The 22,348-nt window shown below is 59.2% G+C and carries 19 protein-coding genes; 13 read left to right on the forward strand and 6 right to left on the reverse strand.

Features of this window, described 5'->3' with window-relative positions; translation table 11 throughout:
- Positions 1-73 precede the first annotated feature (73 nt).
- Positions 74-880 (forward strand): hypothetical protein, encoded by an 807-nt coding sequence (locus tag BM074_RS15450; RefSeq protein WP_139217683.1) that lies wholly within the window; start codon positions 74-76, stop codon positions 878-880.
- 33 nt (positions 881-913) lie between these two features.
- On the opposite strand, the gene BM074_RS15455 is transcribed toward BM074_RS15450, so the two are convergent.
- The 4 genes from BM074_RS15455 to BM074_RS15470 form a co-directional block, all read right to left on the reverse strand.
- On the reverse strand, positions 914-1,156 hold the full coding sequence (locus BM074_RS15455) for a hypothetical protein (RefSeq protein ID WP_036814624.1): 243 nt from the start codon (positions 1,154-1,156) through the stop codon (positions 914-916).
- A 291-nt stretch (positions 1,157-1,447) separates the two neighbouring features.
- Entirely contained in the window at positions 1,448-2,494 is a 1,047-nt protein-coding gene (locus tag BM074_RS15460; protein WP_091923162.1) for a glutamine synthetase beta-grasp domain-containing protein, read from the reverse strand.
- 283 nt (positions 2,495-2,777) lie between these two features.
- On the reverse strand, positions 2,778-5,891 hold the full coding sequence (locus tag BM074_RS15465; protein ID WP_091923164.1) for an efflux RND transporter permease subunit: 3,114 nt from the start codon (positions 5,889-5,891) through the stop codon (positions 2,778-2,780).
- A complete protein-coding gene (locus BM074_RS15470; RefSeq protein WP_175499043.1) occupies positions 5,888-7,138 on the reverse strand; it encodes an efflux RND transporter periplasmic adaptor subunit in 1,251 nt (416 codons plus the stop codon). Before BM074_RS15470 ends, BM074_RS15465 begins: the two co-directional genes overlap by 4 nt.
- Before the next feature lie 341 nt (positions 7,139-7,479).
- Here BM074_RS15470 and BM074_RS15475 point away from each other — a divergent pair, with 341 nt between their 5' ends.
- The 6 genes from BM074_RS15475 (at position 7,480) to BM074_RS15500 (ending at position 13,306) form a co-directional block, all read left to right on the forward strand.
- Positions 7,480-8,559, forward strand: coding sequence for an ABC transporter ATP-binding protein (locus tag BM074_RS15475; RefSeq protein ID WP_091923167.1), 1,080 nt, complete (start codon positions 7,480-7,482; stop codon positions 8,557-8,559).
- Positions 8,560-8,644: 85 nt separating this feature from the next.
- Entirely contained in the window at positions 8,645-9,781 is a 1,137-nt protein-coding gene (locus tag BM074_RS15480) for an ABC transporter substrate-binding protein (RefSeq protein ID WP_091923168.1), read from the forward strand.
- A 54-nt stretch (positions 9,782-9,835) separates the two neighbouring features.
- Entirely contained in the window at positions 9,836-10,657 is an 822-nt protein-coding gene (locus BM074_RS15485; protein ID WP_091923170.1) for an ABC transporter permease, read from the forward strand.
- Positions 10,654-11,466: an ABC transporter permease gene (locus BM074_RS15490; protein WP_091923172.1), complete on the forward strand. Its 813-nt coding sequence runs from the start codon at positions 10,654-10,656 to the stop codon at positions 11,464-11,466. The genes BM074_RS15485 and BM074_RS15490 overlap by 4 nt, the downstream gene beginning before the upstream one ends.
- A gap of 2 nt (positions 11,467-11,468) precedes the next feature.
- A complete protein-coding gene (locus BM074_RS15495; protein WP_091923173.1) occupies positions 11,469-12,536 on the forward strand; it encodes a LacI family DNA-binding transcriptional regulator in 1,068 nt (355 codons plus the stop codon).
- Complete coding sequence (locus BM074_RS15500; RefSeq protein WP_091923175.1) at positions 12,533-13,306, forward strand: phosphodiesterase; 774 nt, start codon at positions 12,533-12,535, stop codon at positions 13,304-13,306. Before BM074_RS15495 ends, BM074_RS15500 begins: the two co-directional genes overlap by 4 nt.
- On the opposite strand, the gene BM074_RS15505 is transcribed toward BM074_RS15500, so the two are convergent.
- Together BM074_RS15505 and BM074_RS15510 are read right to left on the reverse strand one after the other, a co-directional pair.
- Entirely contained in the window at positions 13,307-14,242 is a 936-nt protein-coding gene (locus BM074_RS15505) for a dimethylarginine dimethylaminohydrolase family protein (RefSeq protein WP_091923177.1), read from the reverse strand. It lies immediately after the preceding gene.
- Between the two features lie 14 nt (positions 14,243-14,256).
- Positions 14,257-15,843, reverse strand: a complete 1,587-nt coding sequence (locus BM074_RS15510) for a zinc-binding metallopeptidase family protein (RefSeq protein WP_091923179.1) — start codon at positions 15,841-15,843, stop codon at positions 14,257-14,259.
- A 110-nt stretch (positions 15,844-15,953) separates the two neighbouring features.
- Here BM074_RS15510 and BM074_RS15515 point away from each other — a divergent pair, with 110 nt between their 5' ends.
- The 6 genes from BM074_RS15515 to BM074_RS15540 all read left to right on the forward strand — a co-directional run bounded on the left by BM074_RS15515 (position 15,954) and on the right by BM074_RS15540 (position 22,333).
- On the forward strand, positions 15,954-16,844 hold the full coding sequence (locus tag BM074_RS15515; RefSeq protein ID WP_027232079.1) for a LysR substrate-binding domain-containing protein: 891 nt from the start codon (positions 15,954-15,956) through the stop codon (positions 16,842-16,844).
- 126 nt (positions 16,845-16,970) lie between these two features.
- Positions 16,971-18,077, forward strand: coding sequence for an ABC transporter ATP-binding protein (locus BM074_RS15520; RefSeq protein ID WP_091923181.1), 1,107 nt, complete (start codon positions 16,971-16,973; stop codon positions 18,075-18,077).
- Between the two features lie 44 nt (positions 18,078-18,121).
- Positions 18,122-19,237: an ABC transporter substrate-binding protein gene (locus BM074_RS15525; RefSeq protein WP_027232081.1), complete on the forward strand. Its 1,116-nt coding sequence runs from the start codon at positions 18,122-18,124 to the stop codon at positions 19,235-19,237.
- A 67-nt stretch (positions 19,238-19,304) separates the two neighbouring features.
- Positions 19,305-20,138, forward strand: a complete 834-nt coding sequence (locus BM074_RS15530) for an ABC transporter permease (protein WP_027232082.1) — start codon at positions 19,305-19,307, stop codon at positions 20,136-20,138.
- Positions 20,139-20,141: 3 nt separating this feature from the next.
- On the forward strand, positions 20,142-20,954 hold the full coding sequence (locus BM074_RS15535) for an ABC transporter permease (RefSeq protein ID WP_091923183.1): 813 nt from the start codon (positions 20,142-20,144) through the stop codon (positions 20,952-20,954).
- Positions 20,951-22,333, forward strand: a complete 1,383-nt coding sequence (locus BM074_RS15540) for an FAD-binding oxidoreductase (RefSeq protein ID WP_091923185.1) — start codon at positions 20,951-20,953, stop codon at positions 22,331-22,333. The genes BM074_RS15535 and BM074_RS15540 overlap by 4 nt, the downstream gene beginning before the upstream one ends.
- Positions 22,334-22,348 lie beyond the last annotated feature (15 nt).

The following is a 22,348-nucleotide window of genomic DNA, read 5'->3' on the forward strand; positions in this document are numbered from 1 at the left end:
GCACTATACGACCGCAGCGAACCTATTCGGAATTCTCGACAGGCAGCAAGTCTGGTTTCGAAATGCAAGGTGCATGAATGACGATGGTGACACGGAATACGCGGCCGCAAAGGTTCAGGAATGGCTGAACGATAGCGGCCGCACCGCACAACTTGCGCAGACGCTCGAATTCTGCATGCCCGGCATCTGGCAGGACGGGGTAAAGAAATTCGAGCTGTGGCTGCCGCGATTACGCAACGAGACCTATGTCTTGTCCGTTGCCGAGCACGATCTCGAAGAGCACTCGACCGGCCGGCTATCGCTGTGGCGGGCCTTCGACGACGAGGAAGTCGCCGTTGCCGCCGTCGTGAACGTCGCGCCGTTCATACAAATGACCGATGCACTTCAGGCATATCCCGGCCCGGTGACCTACTGGACCAACAAGCAGTTTGACGACGAGTTCAAACTTGTGGCCCACCGTGTCGCTTCAAACCGGGATTTTCTGGCAAAGCTCAGCAAGGGTGCGCTCACGGAAGTCGTGTTCCTGATGCTGCTTTTCGCAGTGACTTGCTGGAAGCATCCGGGCCTGCGTGATGAGCGCGAATGGCGCGTTCTGACCAATCCCTTGCTCTGGCCTTCAAAACGGCTCTTCAAGACGCACGAGGTTATCGACCGAATCCCGCAGCCCGTCTACGCCTTGCCGCTGAAGAATGACCCGGGCAACCATTTGACCGGCATCGAGCTGCCCGAACTAATCGACCGCATCATTATCGGACCAACGGATCAGGGAGGCCCCATCCGGGATGCGATCATTGCGAAACTGGCTGAGATTGGCGTGAATGACCCGGATTCGAAGGTTGTTGCCTCCGGCCTGCCATTGCGCACCAGCAAAATGGGCTGATCAGTGCAGGAGGGTCGGCCTCGGCCTGCCAACTTACCCTTGGCTTCTCCCAAGGAGCCGGGAGACCCGCACTTCGACCGAAATAGCCACATCCTCACGACGTGCAAGCGCGAGGTCATCGATGACTTCCATCATGGCTGAAAGGATTTCGTCACGATGCCAGCCGGCGTCGCACGCCCTGCCGACGAGTTCAATCACCTCGTCCTCAATCGCCAACTGACACTGATGAAATCGCGCCGGATGGGTGCGCGGGCGTTGCGGCCTTTCGATGGTCATCGTCAGTTCCCCCCAAAGTTTAACAGCACGCTTTCCAGCATGAGCAGCGCATCGCCGGGAAGTGCCTCTTTGGGTTTTAACGTAGCGCGCACCCACGCGTCTATCCATATGCGATTTAATTCGTCGCATCACGATTCAGTCAACGCGCGAAGCGGCGTTGCCGAGTGAGGTTTTTGGGCGCCAGAGCTAATTTGCTCCAGTTTCGCGCAATGTCTGACCGGACCCTGTTCGGGACTATCGAACAATCTGAAATGTCACGGCGCAGCAAAACGCCGCGCCGTGACAATGGATTTATTCCGCTGCGGCGAGCCGCTGCTCGATTTCAACCGGAACCGAAGCGATCGTCTTGAGGATCTGCGAAGCGATCTCGTAGGGGTTGCCCTGGGAATTCGGACGGCGATCTTCCAGATAACCGCGGTAGCCGCTGTTGACGAAGCTGTGCGGAACGCGGATCGAGGCACCACGGTCGGCAATGCCGTAGCTGAACGTGTGGATCGACTGAGTTTCGTGCTTGCCCGTCAGGCGCATGTGGTTGTCCGGGCCATAGACGGCGATGTGATCGGCGCGCGCCGATTCAAATGCTGCCATCAGGTCCTCGAAATACTCCTTGCCGCCAACTTCGCGCATGTAGGTGGTCGAGAAGTTGGCATGCATGCCCGAGCCGTTCCAGTCCGTATCGCCGAGCGGCTTGCAGTGCCATTCGATGTCGATTCCATACTTTTCGGTCAGGCGGAGCATCAGGTAACGTGCGAGCCAGACTTCGTCGGCAGCCTTCCTGGAGCCCTTTCCGAAAATCTGGAATTCCCACTGGCCCTTGGCGACTTCGGCGTTGATGCCTTCATGATTGATGCCGGCAGCAAGGCACACGTCGAGGTGTTCTTCAACGATCTTGCGGGCGACGTCGCCGACATTGCTATAACCAACGCCTGTATAGTACGGCCCTTGCGGCGCCGGGTAACCGGCTTCCGGGAAACCGAGCGGACGACCGTTTTTGTAGAAGAAGTATTCCTGTTCGAAGCCGAACCAGGCGCCGTCATCGTCAAGGACGGTTGCGCGCTTATTGGAAACGTGCGGTGTGACGCCATCTGGCATCATGACTTCGCACATGACGAGAACGCCGTTCGTGCGCTCCGGATCCGGATAAACGGCAACCGGCTTCAACACGCAATCCGAGCTGCGGCCTTCGGCCTGATTGGTGGAGCTGCCATCGAAGCCCCAGAGAGGAAGCTGTTCAAGCGTGGGGAATTCCGCGAATTCCTTGATCTGCGTCTTGCCGCGAAGATTCTGTACCGGTTCGTGACCGTCGAGCCAGATGTACTCGAGCTTGTATTTTGTCATTTTGCGTTCTCTCACACGTAATTTGCCTAGTGATCCTGCCGCAAGCGTCTCGTTGATTTGGGCGCGACTTGCTGGATGATTTCATTAAAGCAATTTGTGTGCCAACTGACGCGATGGGTGTGGAGCGCCGGGCAAAATCGAGGAATCGCCGGTTTCCTTTGAACGGCTCATGCCCGCCGACGACCCGATGCCTTTCGCCGATGACATATATATCGGCCTACGCTCAAAAATTCGACACGTAAGGGCGGCGATTTGCCTATGTTTTGAGCAGGTTGCGGGGACGTTACTCTGCGGCCTCGGGAATATGGGCGCTACGCGACAGCCGCTTTGCGGCCTTGCCGAGAAGCCGCGACAGGTCTTCCATATAGAGGAAGATCACCGGCGTGATGAACAGCGTAAGTATCTGGGAAACGATGAGTCCGCCGACGACCGCGACACCGAGCGGCTGACGCAACTCGGAACTTGCGCCTGCACCGATCGCGATTGGAATTGTGCCCATCAATGCAGCAAGCGTCGTCATCATGATAGGCCGGAAACGGACAAGGCACGCTTCGCGGATGGCATCAAGCGACGTTTCGCCCGCCCTTTGCCGGACCAGCGCGAAGTCGATCATCATGATGGCATTTTTCTTGACGATACCGATCAGCATCAGGATGCCGATGATGGCGATGACGCTGAGGTCGTAGCCGAAGAGCTCGAGAGTGGCCAGCGCGCCGGCGGCAGCAGCGGGCAGTCCGGTCAAGATGGTCAGCGGGTGAACGAAGCTCTCGTAGAGAATTCCCAGCACGATATAGATCGTCAGAATCGCCGCGCCGACAAGCAAGCCCTGATTTGCCAGTGATTGCTCGAATACCTGGGCCGTTCCCGTGAAGGTGGAGGTTATCGTCGTTGGCACGCCGAGCTGGGTCTTCAGTGTGTCGAGTTCCTGTATCGCCTGACCGAGCGACACGCCCTGTGGCAGGTTGAACGAGATCGTGACTGCGGGGAGCTGGCCGAGCTGGTTGACTGCAAGGAGACCCGTGGTGCGCTCCACCCGGGCGAAGGCAGAAAGCGGAATGAGCTTGTTGGTCGTGGTCGAGCGGATCTGCATCTGGTCGAGCTTGTCGGCTGTCCACGGAATATCGGGGTCAAGCTCGACGATGACCTCGTAGCTGTCGCCTGTGGCGAAGATGGTCGATGCCTGGTTCGTGCCGAACGCGTAATAAAGCGTATTACGAAGCTGGTCCGAATTGATGCCGAGCAATTGTGCCTTGTCGTGATCGATGACGAGGTTGGCCTGTAGGGCATTGTTCTGCAGATTGCTCGACACATCCACGAATGTCTGCCGCTCCTGCTGCATGGCGAGCAGCATTTTTTGCGACCAGGGATAGAGATCCGTCGAACTGACACTCTGCAGTACATATTGATACTGTGCATTCGAGGATACGCCGCCGATACGCAGGTTCTGAACGGCGACGGGATAGCTGGTAATGCCCGGAATTTTTGCCAGCGTCTGCCGCAGGTCACGCAGAAGTTCTTCCAACGGCATCCGTTCGGACTTCGGCTTCAGCTCCACGAACAGCCGCCCTTGATTGAGGCTTGCGGAGTTGAAACCGCCGCCTACGCTGGAAACCACATGGGCAACATAGGGACGGCCGGATACGGCACTCGCCACCTGCTTTTGCAGTGCCACCATCGCATCATAAGAGATGTCCTGCCGTGCTTCCGTCGAGATGGATAATTGTCCGATATCTTCGGTCGGAAGGAAGCCCTTGTTGATCGTCGAAAAGAGGTAGACCGTGGCGACAACGGTCAGAAGGAAAACGACAAGGATGACCGGGCGGGCACGCAGGCAAATGTCGAGCAAGCGCCCATAGCCTCCTTGAACGGCGTCGAATACGCGTTCGGTCAGGGGTGGCTTCTTCTTTTCCGTCTCGTTCTGGTGGCCGCGCAAATGACTGCAGAGCATCGGCGTCAGCGTGAGCGATATAAGAGCCGAGGCGCAGATCGCAACGGTGACGACGACCGCGAATTCATTGAATATGCGTCCGACGACGCCGCCCATCAAAAGGATGGGAATGAACACCGCCACCAGCGAAGTGGTGATCGAAATAATGGTGAAGCCGATCTCCTCGCTGCCCTTCAGCGCCGCTTCGAATGGGGGCATCCCCTCTTCGATATGCCGGGTTATGTTTTCGAGCATGACGATGGCGTCGTCGACGACGAGACCCACCGAAAGTGTCAGACCCAGAAGCGAAATATTGTCGATGGAAAAGCCGAGGACATACATCGCCCCGAGCGTGGCGATGAGCGACAGGGGAACCGCAACGACCGGTATCAGCGTAGCGGAGAGCCGGCGCAAGAAGACGAAGATCACCAATATAACAAGGGCAATCGTCAGAAGCAGGGTGAACTGCACATCGGAGACGGCTTGGCGGATGGATGCCGAACGATCGTTGACGATATGAATGCTGGCCGATGGGCCGAGATCCTTTTCGAACTGCGGCAGGATTTCGCGCACGCGGTCCACCACGTCTACCGTATTGGCGCCGGGCTGCCGGAACACGGCCAGCACCAGCGACGGCTTGCCGTCATAGCGGCTTTCGGTCTGGGTCGTCGCCACCGAATCGATGACGCGCGCTACATCGCCGAGCCGCACCATCTTTCCGTTGGGCGCGGCAACGATGATCTGACGGAAAGTATCAGCGTTTTCCGCCTGGGTATTGGCCTGGATCGCCACCTGCTGCGTCGGGCTCGATATGGTGCCGACCGGAGCAATCGAGTTCTTCGCCGCCACCGCGGTGGTCAATTCGTCGAGGCCGATGCCGCGCGCCGTTGCCGCATTGGGATCGACTTCGACGCGCACCGCATATTGCTTGGTACCCAGGACCTGGACTTCGCCAACACCGCTGATTGTCGAGAAAGCCGGCGACATGACATTTTCGGCGTAGTCGTCGAGCTTCGAGAGCTGCATCGTGTCGCTCTGCAACGCAACGAGAACCACCGGTGCATCGGCAGGATTGGTCTTCCGGTAGCTCGGCGGGGTCGTCATATTCGGCGGCAGGCGGCGGAGCGTACTGGCGATCGCCGCTTCGACATCGGCTGCGGCCTGGTCGATGTCGCGGTTGAGATCGAATTCGAGCGTGATCTGGGTCGAGCCGAGCGTGCTTGTCGAACTGATCGTCGAAATGGCCTGGATCGTCGAAAACTGCTTGATGAGCGGCGTTGCGACCGCGTTGGCCATCGTATCGGGCGATGCACCAGGCAGTTTCGCCGAAACCGTTACGATGGGAAAATCGACCTGCGGCAGCGCCGCAACCGGCAGGAACTTATAGGCAAATATCCCCGAAGCTGCGAGTGCGACGGATAATAATATCGTCGCAATCGGCCGCCGGATGAAGAGTGCCGAAAGGTTCATTGGGCGGCCTCGACGGGCAGCGCCTTGTTGTCACTTCCAGGGTCTGGCACGGGGGCTGCTTGCGCCTCCTTCGTCGTCGTCTGCACAGTCGCCCCGTCCTGGAGGTGCAATTGGCCGTCAACCACGACCTGATCGCCAGGCTGGATGCCCGACGCGATGACAGCGGTTTCGCCGACGGTATTGGCGAGCGTCACGTTCTGCATAGCCACTTTCTTGTCGGGATGGACAAGGAAGACAAATGAGCCGCTATTGCCCTGCTGCACGGCGATAAGGGGGACAGTCGTCGCGTCCTTCTGCAGACTGAGATCGACAACGGTTTTCACATATTGCCCGGGCCAAAGCGCTCCATCCTCATTGGCAATATCGGCCTTGAGGACAATGGTGCCGGATGCGGTGTCGACGCTGGAATCGATGAAGTTGAGCGTCCCGGTCGCGATAACATCATTGCTGCCCGGAAGCTCGATCTGGACGGACGCCGGATGACTGGCCACCGCCGCCCGCAACGCCGGCAAATCGCTTTCGGCAAGCGTGAACGCGACGCGCAGCGGAGCCATGCGGGTGATCGTCAAAAGGTTCGTCGTATCGGCGGTGCGTACCAGATTGCCGACGGAGGTATTGACGACCCCGACGCGGCCGTCGATCGGAGCCTTGATCGTCGTATAAGAAAGTTGGACCTGATCCGCCGCGATTTGCGCCTTGTCCATATCGATCGTCGCCTCGATTACCTTTACCGCGGCATCCGCCTGGTAGGCCTGCTGGTCCGTACCCACACGTTGCTTGGCAAGATCCTGCGCGCCCGAAAGATCGAGTTTCGCCGACACGAGGCTGGCTTCATCCTTCGCAAGCAAGGACTGGTCCTTGGCAAGCGTTGCATTGAGCGCTCGATCGTCCAGTTTGAAAAGCACGTCGCCGGCTTTGATCATCTGGCCATCGATGACGTGCTTTTCGACGACGACGCCATCAATCTGCGGGCGAACCGCGACGGTCTCAATGGGCTCGATCGACCCGACGACCGTTTTCGTAACCGGAACGTCCTCTTTCTTCGCCTCTGCAACCACGACGAGTGGCACGATCGCATTGCGCTTCTTTGTCTGCGCCTGTGCATTGCCCCCGCTTGCGGAGAGCGAGCCTGTCGGCATTGCGCCCTTGTCCGGTGCAGAGGCACGAAGCGAGAGTTCGGGATAGGCGAGAAAATAGCCGACGCCGATCATGACCGGAATTGCGATCACAAGGCCTATACGCTTCATGACGTGTTCTCTTTCTCGAACTCTATCGAACATGTCAGAACTACCCCTCCGGCAGCCCATTACAAATTATAGTTTTGTAATATTCATAAGGTGCACGACTTCGTTTCACGTCCCACCTATAGGCGGCAATTGGGTTTTTCGCGGGGCGCGGGCCAGCCATCAACTGTCGGTCACGCAATTGTTACGATTTAACGCAGGTTGCGAAGGGTTGGACGAACCTGCCGCGTCATGGCTGCCCGCAGGCGAAAAACGCTTCACTGAATTTTTCGCTTGTCACGGGACTGTTATAAAAAGACAGTACAAGGAAAATAATTGCGCAGCTGTGCAATACGGGGAAGAAAATGAACGGGCAGGCTTTTCTCAAGGTAGAGAATCTCAGTGTGGGCTATGGCGGGACAACCGTCCTGACCGATCTTGACCTTTCGATCGGCAAGGGCGAATTCGTAGCGCTCCTCGGCTCGTCCGGCTGCGGGAAGACGACACTCTTAAGAACAATCGCCGGCTTTGCCAAACCCTCGGCCGGAGCAGTCTCGGTCGCCGGACGCGACGTGACGCAATTGCCCCCGGACAAACGCGGCATGGCCCTCGTCTTTCAATCCTACGCCCTGTGGCCGCACATGACGGTCGCGCAGAACATCGGCTACGGACTGAAGCTGCAGGGGCGCTCGCGTGGTGAGATAGAAAAGCGTGTGACCGAAATGCAGGTACTGCTTGGCCTTGGCGGCCTTGGCAGTCGCAAACCCGGCCAGCTTTCAGGCGGCCAACGCCAGCGCGTGGCGCTTGGCCGGGCCCTGGCGATCGATCCGGAAATCCTGCTCCTCGATGAGCCCTTGTCAAACCTCGATGCGCGGATCCGGCTGACAGTGCGCCATGAAATTCGCTCGCTGCAGAAGCGGCTCGGCATCACCGCCATTCATGTCACCCATGATCGGGAAGAGGCCATGGTCATGGCCGATCGCATCGTCATCATGAATGCGGGGCGCATCGAACAGCAGGGAACGCCCGAAGACGTCTACAACAAGCCGGCTTCACCCTTCGTTGCCGCCTTCATGGGCGCCGAAAACCTTCTGACAATGCAGGCAAGGGTGAGCGGCGAACATATCGAGCTGATGGAGAGCGCGATGAGCCCACCGACCGTGACAGGACGTGGCGGCCGGGACGTCACAAGCGGGCCGGTTGAACTGCGTTTTCGCGCCGAGGCCGCGAGCCTCGTCCGCAACGGCGAGAAGACGACGCCCGCAGCTGGCGCCCTCGAGTTGCGCGGCCAGGTGGCAAGCGTCACCTATCCCGGCGGACATTGGCGACATGCCGTGCATCTCGGCAACCAGGAGATTCTCGTCGACGCCGACCGGCCCTTCGATCAGGGCGAAACAGTGAAGGTACATGTGCCGGAGAGTTCGCTCTTCATCTTCAACGCGTGATGGCGTTCGCACGGAGTTATGGCGCCCTACCTAAGTGCGCCAGGGAATAGAGTTGATAACCAAATCTTGCTCAGGGAGTTACGGAATGAAACATCTTCTTCAAGCTTCGATCATCCTCGGCCTCGCCACAACACCGGCGGCCGCCGCGGATCTTACTGTCGTGACCGCAGGCGACCAGAACATGGTCGATTATGTGAATGATTACCTTGCTCCGCTCTTCGAGAAGGAAAATCCCGGCGCGAAGGTGCGCGTTGTCGGAACGGGCCCAGGCGATGCCGGTTCGCAGAAGATCGTCGAGCGCTTCGACGCGCAGGCGAAAGCCAACGCAGACAAGTGGGATGTGGACGTCGCTGTCGTCCACGAAAAATTCGCCGGACCCCTCGTCGCCGACGGCTACCTTGAAGCCTACAAATCCAAGATTCCGTCCGGTGAGATGGTGACGAGCGAAAAGGCGAAGCTTGCGCTCGGCGCCAATGTCGATGGCTATGTCATGCCCATGTTCTCGAGCCAGACCGCCATTGCCTACAATCCGGCCACGGTGCCCAACCCGCCGAAGAGCTATCAGGAGCTCGTAAGCTGGGCCAAGGAAAATCCGAAGCAGTTCGGCTATAACGGCATCAAGGGCGGCGCTTCTGGGGTCAGCTTCGTCATGGGCTGGATCTATGCTTTCGGCGATGGCGATGCGACAAAGCTGATGAACGGACCCTTCGAGGAAGCCGAAACCAAAAAGTGGGACAAGGCTTTCGCCAGCCTCAAGGATTTTACCACCAACGCGACGCTCACGCCTGGCAATGCCGGGACACTCGACATGCTGAGCCGCGGCGAAATCGCCATGGGTCCGGTCTGGGTCGATATGTTCTATTCGTGGAAAGCGGACGGCAAGCTTCCGCCGGAAATGAAACTGATCCTGCCTGCTCCGGGCATGCCGGGCCAGCCCATGCACTATGTTATTCCCGCCAAAAGCCCGAATACGGAACTCGCCGAGAAGTTCGTTGCACTGGCAACCAGCCCGAAAGTGCAGGCCGATGGCATCGTCAAGCGCTTCAACTGGTATCCGGGCATCGACGCGAAATTCGTGCAGCCGGAACTGGACAAGGCGAGCTGGGACAAGCTCTTCGTCGATATCACGCCTGATGACCTGGCCAGCAAGGGCAAGCCCTTCCCGATCGCGCCTTATAACAAGGCCATCCTCGAAGCCTATGAGAAGAACGTCGCCAACTGATAGCAACTGGGCCGCCGGCACCCCCCGGCGGCCACTCCTCATCCGGACCAGTTCATGCCCAAACGTCTTCTAGCCCTCCTGCTCGTCCTGCCCGCTCTGGCGATGATCCTACTGTTTTTCATCGTCCCGCTCGCGGCCTCCATCATCGGCGCGTTCGAGGTCGGCGACCGGTTCGGCCTGGATAATTTCGCCAAATCCTTCGATATTTATTCGAGCGACATGATCTTTACGCTCGTCATCGTCGCGATTTCGACGGCTCTCATCGGCATCATTGCCATTGCCATTGGCGGCTACCTCACCCTCGGCGAAAATCCACGCGCCGTGGCGGTGCTGCGCTGGCTTTATCGCTGGCCCATGTTCATCCCGTTCATCGTCGTCGGCCAGGTCATGCGCACCTTTCTCGCCAAGAACGGGTTGATGAACAATGTCCTGGTCAGTTTCGGCATATTGACACCTCTGCAAACAACAGGATTTCTGGACTGGCGCGGCATCGTTATCGCTTTCGTCTGGAAGCAGACGCCCTTCGTGACGCTCCTCCTTGCGGGCGCGATGGCCTCGCTCGACCGCAGCACCATCGAGGCGGCGCGCAATCTCGGTGCATCGCGTTTGCGCATTCTCATAGAAATCGTGCTGCCGCAGGTTGCCGGCACACTGCTCGTCGGCCTGATCCTGTCATTCGTGACGATGATGTCGGTGCTTTCGGTGCCCTTGATGATAAACGCCCAGTCGCCGACCATGCTTACGGCGGATATCGCTTTCCGCATCAATGCCCATGGCGACTACGGCGTCGCCAATGCGCTCGGGATGATATCACTGTTGCTGACGGCGGGTGTTGCCCTCATTTATCTGCGTCATTCGGTGAAGGAGCGGTCATGACGGCTCGCTTCGATCTCTGGTGGCTGCCGCGCGCCGTTGTTCTCGGCCTCATCGCCTTCATCATCTTCGGCCCCCTTACCAATCTCGTCCTCTGGACAGTCGCCGAAAAATGGTATTTCCCGCATATGCTCCCGCTCGAATATGGGTTCAGCTTCTGGCAACGGGTATTCTCGTCGCGCGGCAACGCCATGTCCTCGCTCGCGACCAGCATCCTTATCGCATCGCTCACCGTCCTCGTATCGCTGGTCCTTGCCATCCCGGCGGGCTATGCGCTGTCACGCCTTAAGCTGCCCTTCCGCGGGCTGATCCTGTTGGCATTCCTGATACCGCAGGCGTTTCCCAACCTGCCTGTTTATGTGAACATTGCCCGCTTCTTCTATGAGATCGGCCTCAACGGTACGATAACCGGCGTCGTGCTCGTCCATGTGACACATGGGCTGGTCTATGCGGTATGGATTGCAACGGCGGCCTTCGCAGCAGTTGACGTCGATCTTGAGGAGGCAGCGCGCTCGATCGGCGCCGGCCCTATGCGCGCGTTTCGCGATGTAACATTGCCGCTCGCGGCTCCCGGCCTCCTCGCCAGCGCCATCTTCGTGTTTCTGGAATCGCTCGACGAATTCACCGGCAGCTACTTCGTCGGCGCGCCGGATGTGAACACCCTGCCGTTGCTGCTCTATACGGCGGGCGCCGGGGGCAATTACCAGATTGCATCCATCACCGCTCTTCTGTTGCTCGTGCCGTCGATAGGCTTCATGCTGGTTGTGGAGGGATTCTTGCGGGCGGACGTACTATCCAAGGTCGGACATTAGAAATGAAATCCAAGGACAAAAAAACGTCGAAGGATGACAAGCAGTTCGTCAGTGCGCTGCAGGTGGCAAAGTATGCCGGCGTTTCGCGCTCGGCGGTGTCGCGCGCCTTTACGCCTGGGGCCAGTGTTTCCGCCAAGAAACGCGAAAAAATCATGGAGGCCGCCGAAGCGCTCGGCTACCAGGTCAATGACCTCGCCCGCGGTCTGCTGGCGCGCAAGAGCCGGCTTGTCGGCCTTGTCGTCACCAACCCCGAGCTTGGCTATCGCTCCCACCTTGTTGCGGCCCTTACCAAGGCATTGATTCAGCGCGGCAGCGTTCCGATCGTTATCAATACCGGCAATACCGAAGAAGAACTTGTTGCCGCCCAGAAGACGCTGTTCGGCTACCGTGCCGAGGCAACGATCATTCTGTCCGGTTCCCCGCCCTCATCCTTCGTTGATCTTGCCCGCCGCAATGGTCAACCGCTCATTGTGCTCGGACGTTCAGAAACGGGGGCCGACGACGTCAACATCGACAATGAGGGCGCGGGACGCGAAGCCGCCCGGTTTTTCCTAGCCGGTGGTGCAAAACGGCTGGGCTTCGCCGGTGCGATGTCGCGCACGCCGACCACCATCGAACGCGAGCACGGATTTCGACACGAAGGAGAACTACGCGGCGCCGAGGTAATGATCGGCAATGGCAGCAACTCCAACTATTCCGGCGGTCAAGAGGCTGCCCAGCAGTTGTTCTCCGGCGTGAAGCGACCGGATGCTGTTTTCTGCGTCAACGATCTCGTTGCTTTCGGGCTTATCGACTACATCACCCATCATACGAACCTCACAATACCCGGCGATGTGTCGGTGATCGGCTTCGACGACATTCCCGAAGCGCAATGGGACTCTTTCAATCTCACCACCTTCCGGCAGGATGCCACCGTGATGGCCGCCCATGCGGTAGCGCTTCTCGATCAACGGGGGTCGGAACCGGACCGTCCGCCGGCACACGACCGGCTCACAACCGAACTTGTCCTGCGCGGCAGCACCCGTAACGCAACCGCCAAATCCAGGTCCGAACACGAGCGAATCCGATGAAGATATTGCAGGTAACAGACCTCCACCTGGTAACGCCGGGGGAAACCCTGTGCGGCCTCGACCCTCTGGCCCGGCTCGAGGCATGTGTCGCGGATATCAACCGCAACCATTCCGATGCCGAACTGGTGATATTCACCGGCGACCTCAGTGAGACCGGGGAAGAGATCACCTACAGGGCTTTGGCGGGTGCTTTGAGCGAACTGGTACCTACTTACCGGTTGATGCTCGGCAACCACGATAACCGCGAGAACTTCCTGCGTGTCTTCGACAAGGCCGCAACGCATGGGGGTTTCGTACAAGGTATCGAAGATACGCGCGAGGGGCGCCTCATCCTGCTCGATACGCTGCTTCCCGGCCGGCCGGAAGGACGACTTGACGAGGCGCGGCTTGCCTGGCTTAGCGATCGTCTGGACGAAGCGTCAGATCGCCCTGTCTTCCTGTTCTCGCATCATCCGCCGTTTCCGATACACATGCCCTTGCTCGACCGCATGGGCATCATAGAAGCTGAGGCGCTTTATCCGCTGCTGCGCGAGCATGGCGATGTCCGGCACATCTTTGCCGGACACGCGCATCGCCCGATCGCGGGAAGCTGGCGCGGCATTCCGGTCAGCGTCCTGCGCGGCACCAACCATCAGTCGGCGCTCGATTTTTCGCCAGACCGCATCGCCAACACGCACGAGCCGCCTGCCTACGCGGTGATCTTCATCGACGCAAACGGCGTGATCGTGCATTTTCACGATTTTCTCGACAGGACCGCCGCCTATTACTGATCAGGCCGCTTGCCGCACCAGCGCCTGCGCCATGCAATGGATGCCACCGCCGGTCTTGGAGATTTCACTCATGTCGACCGAGGCGACTTCGAATCCCGTCGCCTTGAGCTTGTCGATGAGCGTCTTGCTCGACGAGGGCGCTATAACCCGGTCGTTGCCGAGCGACATGAAGTTGCAGCCGAGGTTCATTGTATCCTGAAACGGAACGTCGATGATTTCGTGCCCCTTTGCCTTCAGCCAGTCGACGATGCCGGGCTCCGTGCAGGCAAGGCAGACGGCCGTCAATTTCGGCGCGATCGGCACGACCATAAGGTCGATGTGGACGTAATATTCGTCGATAAAAGCAAGGCGGGTTTCCCAGCCTTCCTTGCGGAACCATTCCTCGACCTGGCGGGCGCCCTCTTCCTGGGTTCGTGCGCCGCCGCAGCCGATGAGCACGCAGCCCTCCTCGATCACGTTGAAATCGCCGCCCTCGAACGTCCCTGCCGTCACCATATCGTAGATTGGGATGCCGAGCCGTTCATAGGTGCGGATCGCCGCATAGTTTTCGCCGCGACGCCACCAGTTGGCCATTGCCGTGATGATCGCGCCGTAAGGGGTCATCACGCTGGAATCGCGCGAATAGACCTGCATAGGCAGTTCCGGCTCCGGCTCGTGCCAATGGATCTTGACGCCGAAATGTTCATAAGCGGAAACCAGTTCCTTGTGCTGCGCCTGCGCCGCCTGGATATTGCACGGCGCTTCACGCAAATGCTTGCGCGACAGCGAGCTTGTCGCCATGTGCCGCAGGAACGCCGGCGAGCCGAGGAGAACGTCGGTTAGCGGATCGGTCTCGTTGCGAAATCCCCAGCCTGAAAGCGGTTTGGTCCCGCCGTTGGAGTTGCGGCGTTTCAAAGTGAAGCTTTCGCTTGCAAGGTCCTGTTCGTGCCGTGTCATGACAATTCTCCTCGTTAGGCGGCGGTTGGTATCCACCATTCGCGCCCGCGCGCCGTTGTTACATATTCCGGCCAACGGAAACGAATCGGCGGTTCATAATCGCAAAGCGGGGCAACCCACTTCGATCCGCCAATGCCTCCGCCCGTTCGCTCAATGAATTCGTCCTTCGCCTGCGTTCTGGCGCTCTCGTCCTCGAGAAGCCGCAAGGCCGTCAGCGCCACGGTTTTCGCAGCGCAATTGACCATCGGATCGATCGTTTCCGGGATGCCGCCTAGCGCATTCATCACCCAACCCGGATAGGCAAAGCCTTTCGGTGCTTTCAGTGCGGGGCGCGCCACGTAGAAGCGGACCGTCGGCGCGTGCCACGTCATGTCCGTGTAATCATCCGACGTCGAATTGAGCTGCGAGGGCGGCAAGTCGCGCCGCAAGATCGCCTCGGCCTCCTGCGGTGCGATCAGCCGCTCGCACTCGTCGATAAACGGCTCGGCGATCGGGTCGATGCCGACATTGGCCTGTATCTCGCGTGCGATAGCCTTTGCGGCATCGCTCCAGCGGGGGGCGCCGACCGCCTGGAGCGCCTCCCACGTGATATTCGCCATCGCATGATTGGCAAGCCCCGGCCGCGACTTGCAAACCCAGTGACGCTCGACACGGCAGCCGGACATGGCCGCCGCATGCTCGGCATTGCGGTCAAGCACAGCGGTGATCTGCTCGGCCATCGCGATCGTCGGAACGCGCATCATGTACTGGATTTCGGCGAGAGCAGCGGGAAGGTTGTCGGCTGTGGCCTGCCCGGCGGTCAGGATCGCTTCGCTGATCGACCAGCCGCCCTGATGCGGCAGCATGGAATCGCGGAGCGCTTTGGAGGAGAAGTACATCAGCATCAGCGCATCATTGGCGCCGGGAGCACGCACCGCCGAGTGCGACTGGGGGATAGGCGCGCCATCGCTGAGCCCCCAACGTTCCGGCTGATCGCAGACAAAGCGGTAGATCATCGAATAGGCGGCGCCGCAATGCGTATCCCAGCGCACCGTATTGCACATCGGCAGCATGTAGAACGGATGGAAAGAGATCATGCCGTCGAGGCCGTCATAATAGCCCTTGGCCGCATGGATGGGCTTCGATCCCCGCACCTTTTCGGCGGGCTCGCCGGTAAATCGCAGCGTCCCGGCAATGCCGTGGCGCTCCATTGCAGCCTTGGTTGCAAGAAGTCCGCCAAGTCCGGAAATTCCAAGGCCCGAATGGGGATCGGTATGCCCGCCTGCGTGCTCGCCAAGACCAGGGCGCGGACGCTTTTGCGTGGTGGCGTCCTGGCAATTGCCGGGTACGGCGTCATACTCGGCATACATCCCGATCGTGGGCGACCTGGAGTTAGTCCCGGCCTTGTTGGTCCAGTGGGCGCAGAAAGCGGTGGGCATGCCGCCAGACCCCGCCTCCACATCGAATCCTTCCTGACGCAGCCGGTTCACGTACCAGTCGGCTGACTGATACTCGCGCCATGCCGTTTCGCCGAAATCGAAGATGGTACGGGTCCAGGTGGAAAGGTCGGAGGCGCGCCCGTCAACAAAATCTCGTGCCGTCGTCGCTGATGCCGTAACCATGAACATTCTCCCGCTGGCGGGAGATAATCATCTGGAAGCCGGGACAAAAAGTGATATGTTTTTTCAAAACGTGCAAATTCCATTCACCTCTTTGTCTTCAAGGCCTATTCATGCGCATCCCATCGACCCAGGCGCTGCGTGCATTGGAAAGCTTCGCCCGGCACGGCAGCGTCTGGCGGGCCGCGGAGGAATTGCACCTGACTCGCAGCGCGGTCAGTCATCAATTGCGTCTGCTCGAACGCGATCTCGGCTTTCAACTGCTGCAGCGTGACGGCAAGGGCGTGATGCTGACGCCTCGCGGGCGCAAATATGCCAATGACGTGCGCAAAGCGCTGATCGTGATCGACGATGCTGGCGGCCGGCAAAGCTCGGCGAGCACCGGCGGTTCGCTGTGCGTCAGTTGCACGGCCGGCTTTGCGTCCTTGTGGCTTTGCACCCACATCGCTGAATTTCAGGAAAAATATCCGGACATTGCGCTACGCATCCTCACCCCCCGCAAACTCGATGACGTTACCGATGCAAGCGTCGATTTGTTCATCGCTTTCGGCGACGGCAATTGGCCGAACCGCTCGGTGGAACTGCTCTGCGAGGTCGAATTCACGCCGCTCTGCAGTCCGGTTTTGCTCAATAATCTTGGGGGCCTTGCCGAACCCAAGGACATATTGCGCGCGCCCCTTCTCCACCTCGACGATTTCGAGGATTGGACGCGCTGGCTCGCGCTCGCGAATGTCGATAATCCGGACTCCGAAAGGGGTATCGTGTTCTCGGATATGAACCTTGTCTTTTCTGCCGCGATCACCGCGCAGGGAATCGCCATGGGCGACGAACTGACCTGCCGAAAGGCAATGCGGGCCGGCCAATTGATCCGGCCCTTCGACCTCAGCATCAAGTCGCCGAAATCCTATTTCCTCGTCACCGACTATGCCAAAATCGAGCATCCGGCCCAGACAGCGTTTACGGAATGGTTGAAATCGCGTCTGTCGCAAACCCGCAATACCTGACCGGAGACATGAACGCGAAATTGAATGGCGTGAATTTTGTTCACGTGTGAGGGCAATATAATTCAATTGTCGTCGCGCCGGATTGTGCCTAGGCTTGCCTTAAAAATGGGGAAAGAAAGTCGATCAATGCCGCAAAGCATGCAACTGGGCGACTCGAAGGCCGCCGAGATCAAAGCCGTATCGATCGGCAAGACGTTTGGCGCGTTCCATGCGCTGAAAAACCTTTCGCTTGATATTGGCCGCGGCGAATTCCTCACCCTTCTTGGTCCCTCCGGTTCCGGCAAAACCACTTTCCTGATGATCCTTGCGGGTTTCACCGCGCCCACAACCGGCCGCCTGATGATGGATGGCAAGGACATTACCGACGTGCCTGCCGAGGATCGGTCGTACGGCATGGTTTTTCAGGGCTATGCTCTGTTTCCGCATCTGACCGTCGAACAAAATATCGCTTTCCCGTTGAAGGTAAGGGGACGCTCCTCCGCCGAGATCAAGCGGCGCGTTGGCGAGATGGTCGAGCGCGTCGGCCTCGTTGGTCACGAGCGCAAGCTCCCTGCGAAACTCTCGGGCGGACAGCAGCAACGTGTAGCCCTCGCCCGGGCACTCGTGTTCGAGCCAGCGGTCCTTCTGCTCGACGAACCTTTCTCGGCTCTCGACAAGAACTTGCGCGAAATGATGCAGGAAGAGGTCAAGCGGCTGCACCAGGAGACAGGAACAACTTTCGTCTTCGTCACGCACGACCAGTCGGAGGCGCTTGCCCTTTCCTCCCGGGTCGCGATCTTCAACCATGGTGAACTGCTGCAGGTGGGGCGGCCTCAGGATGTGTATGAACGGCCGGACAACCGCTTCGTCGCGGAGTTCCTTGGCGAGGTCAATCTACTGCCGCTCGATGCCGTCAAGCTCGACGGTGACCGCGCTGCGGGCCAGTTCGAAGATCGCACGATCATTCTCAACAAGACGACCAGGCTCGATGGGACCAGCGCCGTCGCGGCAGTGCGGCCCGAGCACATGGTGATTACGACGCAGCCAGCAACGGTCGACAGCAACGCGATTACCTGCCGGGTCGAGGGCGCAACCTATTTCGGCGCTTCGACCAAATATCATTTGCGGACAAGCAAGGGTACGAGCCTTGCGGTATCGATGCCGACCGCTGCGATAGCGCCGATCGCGCCGCAAACGGATGTTTGGGTCTCGTGGCCGACGAACCAGGGTTTCTTGCTGCCAAGCGGAAGTTAGCGCGGCGACGGGAATGCGACAATAACAATCCAGAGGGAAAAAAGATGAACACTGAGTTTGAAAAAGACTGCCTCGAAATCCTCGCGGCGAAGGTCGAACGCGGCGAGATCAGCCGCAGGCGTTTTACCCAGATGGCCGCAATGTTCCTTGCTGGAGCGCCGGCCCTACTCCGCTCCACCGGCTCCTATGCGCAGGCCAAGGAATTGGTGCTCGTCAACTGGGGCGGCGACGCGATGACGGCCTATGACAAGGCCTACGGCCAGCCATTCACCAAGGAAAGCGGCGTCGCGGTCAAGATGGACGGGTCGGGACCGACCGAAGGCGCCATCACGGCGCAGTTCAAGAGCGGCAAGCCGAGCTGGGATCTTCTCGACATCGATCCATTCTCGGGAATTTCGCTTGGCAAGCAGGGCATGCTGGAAGCCATAGACTACAATATCGTCGACAAGAACAAGATGCGGCCGGGCTTCGGCTGGGACCACGCCGCTTCCACCTACTTCTTCTCTTATATCATTGCCTACGATTCCTCGAAATTCGGCGACCAGGCACCAACTGGCATGGCTGATTTCTTCGATGTGAAGAAGTTCCCGGGCAAGCGTTCACTCTACAAGTGGGGCTCTGCCATGTGGGAAGCCGCACTCATGGCAGATGGCGTCGCCCCGGAAAAACTTTACCCGCTCGACCTGAAGCGCGCGCACGACAAGATTGCCGCATTCAAGGAGAACGTCGTCGCCTATTGGGGCGGCGGTGCCGAGAGCCAGTCCGTGCTGATGAATGGCGAAGCATCGATGGCGCTGATCTGGTCGACGCGCGCCCAGCTTCTCGAGCAGGACTCCGGCGGCAACATCAAGTTCATCTGGGATCAGGGCCTGATCTCTCCCGGTGCTCTCGGCGTCATGAAGAACAATCCCGGCGGCAAGGATAATGCAATGAAGTTCATTGCCAGCGCCCAGGCACCGGAGCGGCAGCTGGTCATGTTCGAAATGCTCGGCCAGGGCCCGGCAAATCCCGCGACGGATGCGCTGATCCCGGCCGACAAAAAGCGCGTCAACTGCGTCGATCCCGCCAATATGGCAAAGCAGGTGCCGCTCGACATGGAATGGTATGCCGAAAATTACGGCAAGGCATTCGACGAATACACCAAAGTCATTTCCGCATGACATCGATGGTGCGGGGGTTCAACGCCCCCGCGCCGGGTTTTCGTTTTTATGCCATGAAGGATGTTGAATGATCGGGAAGTCCGCCACCTCCAGAAAGATCCTGTTGCTGGCCCCGCTGCTGCTGTTTCTCGGTCTTGCCTATGCCGTGCCGTTTTTCGGCGTCGTACGCTGGAGCTTTACCCTCCCCGAGCCCGGTATCGGACAGTATCGCGCAGTCTTTACCGATCCCCTCGTCCAGTCGGTGTTCATCCGCACCTTGAGGATCTGCCTCGTCGTCACGGCAGCTTCGCTCATTGCGGCCTATGCGATCGCCTATGTCTGGGTGCGCGGAAGTTCGCTCCAGCGGATGCTCGCCGAATTCTGCATTCTCGTTCCCTTCTGGATCTCGGTGTTGACGCGCGCATTCGGTTGGCTGGCGATGCTTTCCAATCGCGGGTTGATCAATACATGGCTGCAGTCCGCGGGCATCATTAGCGAACCGTTGGCGCTCGCCCGCAACGAGCTAGGCGTCATCATCGGCATGACGCATTTCCTGATACCCTTTGCCGTCTTTCCGATTGCATCGGCCATGCGCAGCATCGACGAGCGCGTGTTGCTTGCGGCGCGCGGCATGGGCGCATCGCGCACGCGCATCTTCTGGACCGTCTTCGTACCGCTCACCTATGGTGGGCTGATCGGGGCGGCGCTCATCGTTTTCGTGTTCGCGCTCGGTTTCTTCGTTACGCCCGCCATCCTTGGCGGCGGACGCAGCGTAATGGTCGCCGAACTCGTTTACCTGCGCATTTTCCAGAGCCCGGACTGGGGGCTTGGCGCCGCGATCAGCGTCGTCCTCGTCGTTTTCATCGGGGTCCTTCTTGCCCTCATGCGGCGTTTCATCAAACCTGCACATCTGGTGGGATAGGCCATGCAATCATCAAGACCAGGACCCGTCATCCTCATTCTCGCCACAGCCATTGCTTTATTCCTGCTCATGCCGTTGATCGCGGTGGTGCCGGTTTCATTCACGCCGGCTCGCTTCCTTTCGATGCCCTCCGGCACGCTGTCCCTGCGCCACTATCAGGCGCTGATCGACAACCCGCAGTGGGGGCAAAGCATATTGCTGAGCCTGCGCATCGGCATTCTATCGAGCGCCATTGCGACCAGCCTTGCCACGCTGTTCGGTCTCGGCATCTGGATGTTCCAGCCGAGATTTTCGGCTCTTATGATTGGCTTCGTTCTGCTTCCGCTGGTGGTCCCCCCGGTCGTCTCGGCCATGACGCTCTACTTCCTGATGACGGCCCTTTCCTCAGTCAACAACTGGATCGGCTACGATACCTGGTTTGGGGTAGCGCTCGCACATGCTGTGATGATCACGCCTTTCGCCGTCGTTCTCATCCTCGTTGCGCTTTATCAGGTTGACAGGCGCATCGATCTTGCCGCACGGGGTCTGGGGGCAAATCTTGCCACACGAGCTCTAAAAATCATCATCCCGAACATAAAGTTCGGCATTGCCACGGCAGCGCTCCTATCGTTCGTCCTCTCCTGGGAAGAGATCGGCGTCACCCTGTTCATCACCAGCGTCAATGCGATAACCCTGCCCCGCTTGATGTGGATGGGACTGCGCGACAATATCGATCCTGCTATTGCTGCGATCTCCGTCGTCCTTATCATCTTGACGGCCGTTATCCTCGGCATCCGCATTTTCATTGAACGGCGGGGAGCAGCGCAACAGCAATGACCAGAGACGACATCGCCAGGCACCTCCGTTCGATCGTCGGACCGAATGGTGTGAAGGAGGCCGACGCATTGCGCCTTGTCCATCCAGGGTCCGATGCGCGCAACCTCGATGCCGGGCTGATGGTTACACCGGCGACTACGCAACAAGTCGCCGACATTCTCCGTTTCTGCAATGACCACCGCATAGCCGTCGTGCCCCACGGCGGACGCACCGGACTCGCCGGCGGTGCAGTGTCGAGTGAGGGCGAGGTCATTCTCTCGCTTGCCGGGTTGAACCGCATTGAATCTCTCTCCGCTTCCGCAGCGACAGCCATCGTTGAAGCCGGCGTGACACTGCATGCACTGCAGGAGGCCACCGCAAGGGAAGGCCTGTCCACGGGTATCGATATCGCCTCGCGCGGCAGCGCCACGATTGGCGGCATGATTGCAACCAATGCCGGCGGCATGGAGGCCTTCCGCCATGGTGTAATGCGCCAGCGTATTTTGGGACTTGAAGTCGTGCTGGCTGATGGCTCGATCATGCGTGACATGAGCGAGGTCAGCAAATGCAACGAGGGCTACGATCTGAAGCAGCTATTCATCGGCGCCGAGGGGACACTCGGCGTTATTACGCGGGCGGTGGTGAAGCTGACGCCCGCCGACGCTTTTACAGCGACCGCACTGGTCGCCTGTCCGTCCGCCACTGATGCCGTTACCCTGTTCCAGGCGCTGCAGCGTGATCGCGGTATCCATTTGCTTCGCGCAGAATTCATGGCACACGACTACTTCCATCTGGCGTCGCAGAGCCTCGGCCCCGCATCGCTTGCCGCCTTTACGCAAGCGCCAGCCTACCTCATTCTCGAAACGGACGATCCCGACCAGCCTACGGCCCGATCGCGGCTGGAGGAGGCACTCGGCCTCGCAATTGAACGCGGACAGGTCGTCGATGCGATCATTGCTCAAAGCGAGAAAGAGCGGAACGCAATCTGGAATATTCGCGAAGACAGCAGCGTGATCGACCGCAACTGCCCCTATTGTCATTGGTTCGATATTTCCGTGCCGCTCGGTGCACTCGAAACATGGCTGCAACAGTTCAATGGCGGGATGGCCGCTCTCGGCAGCGAAATTCGCGGGTTCGCCTTTGGTCATCTTGGCGACGGCAATCTCCATGTCGGCGTTGCCGGCGAAACCGCCTGGCCCGACAAGGAGCGCGCCAAGGCGATCATCTATGCCAATCTCCGCAAGATGGGGGGATCCTTCTCGGCCGAACATGGTATCGGCCTCGAAAAGCGACCTGAACTGATATCCGAAGGCGATCCGGTCAAGCTGAGCCTGATGCGCATGGTCAAGCAGGCGCTTGATCCGCACGGCATCATGAACCCCGGCAAGGTGATAGGCTGAGCGCCAATCACTCCT

Origin of the sequence: Phyllobacterium sp. CL33Tsu, assembly GCF_900113985.1 — a bacterium.
In the GTDB taxonomy this organism is placed as follows: domain Bacteria; phylum Pseudomonadota; class Alphaproteobacteria; order Rhizobiales; family Rhizobiaceae; genus Phyllobacterium; species Phyllobacterium pellucidum.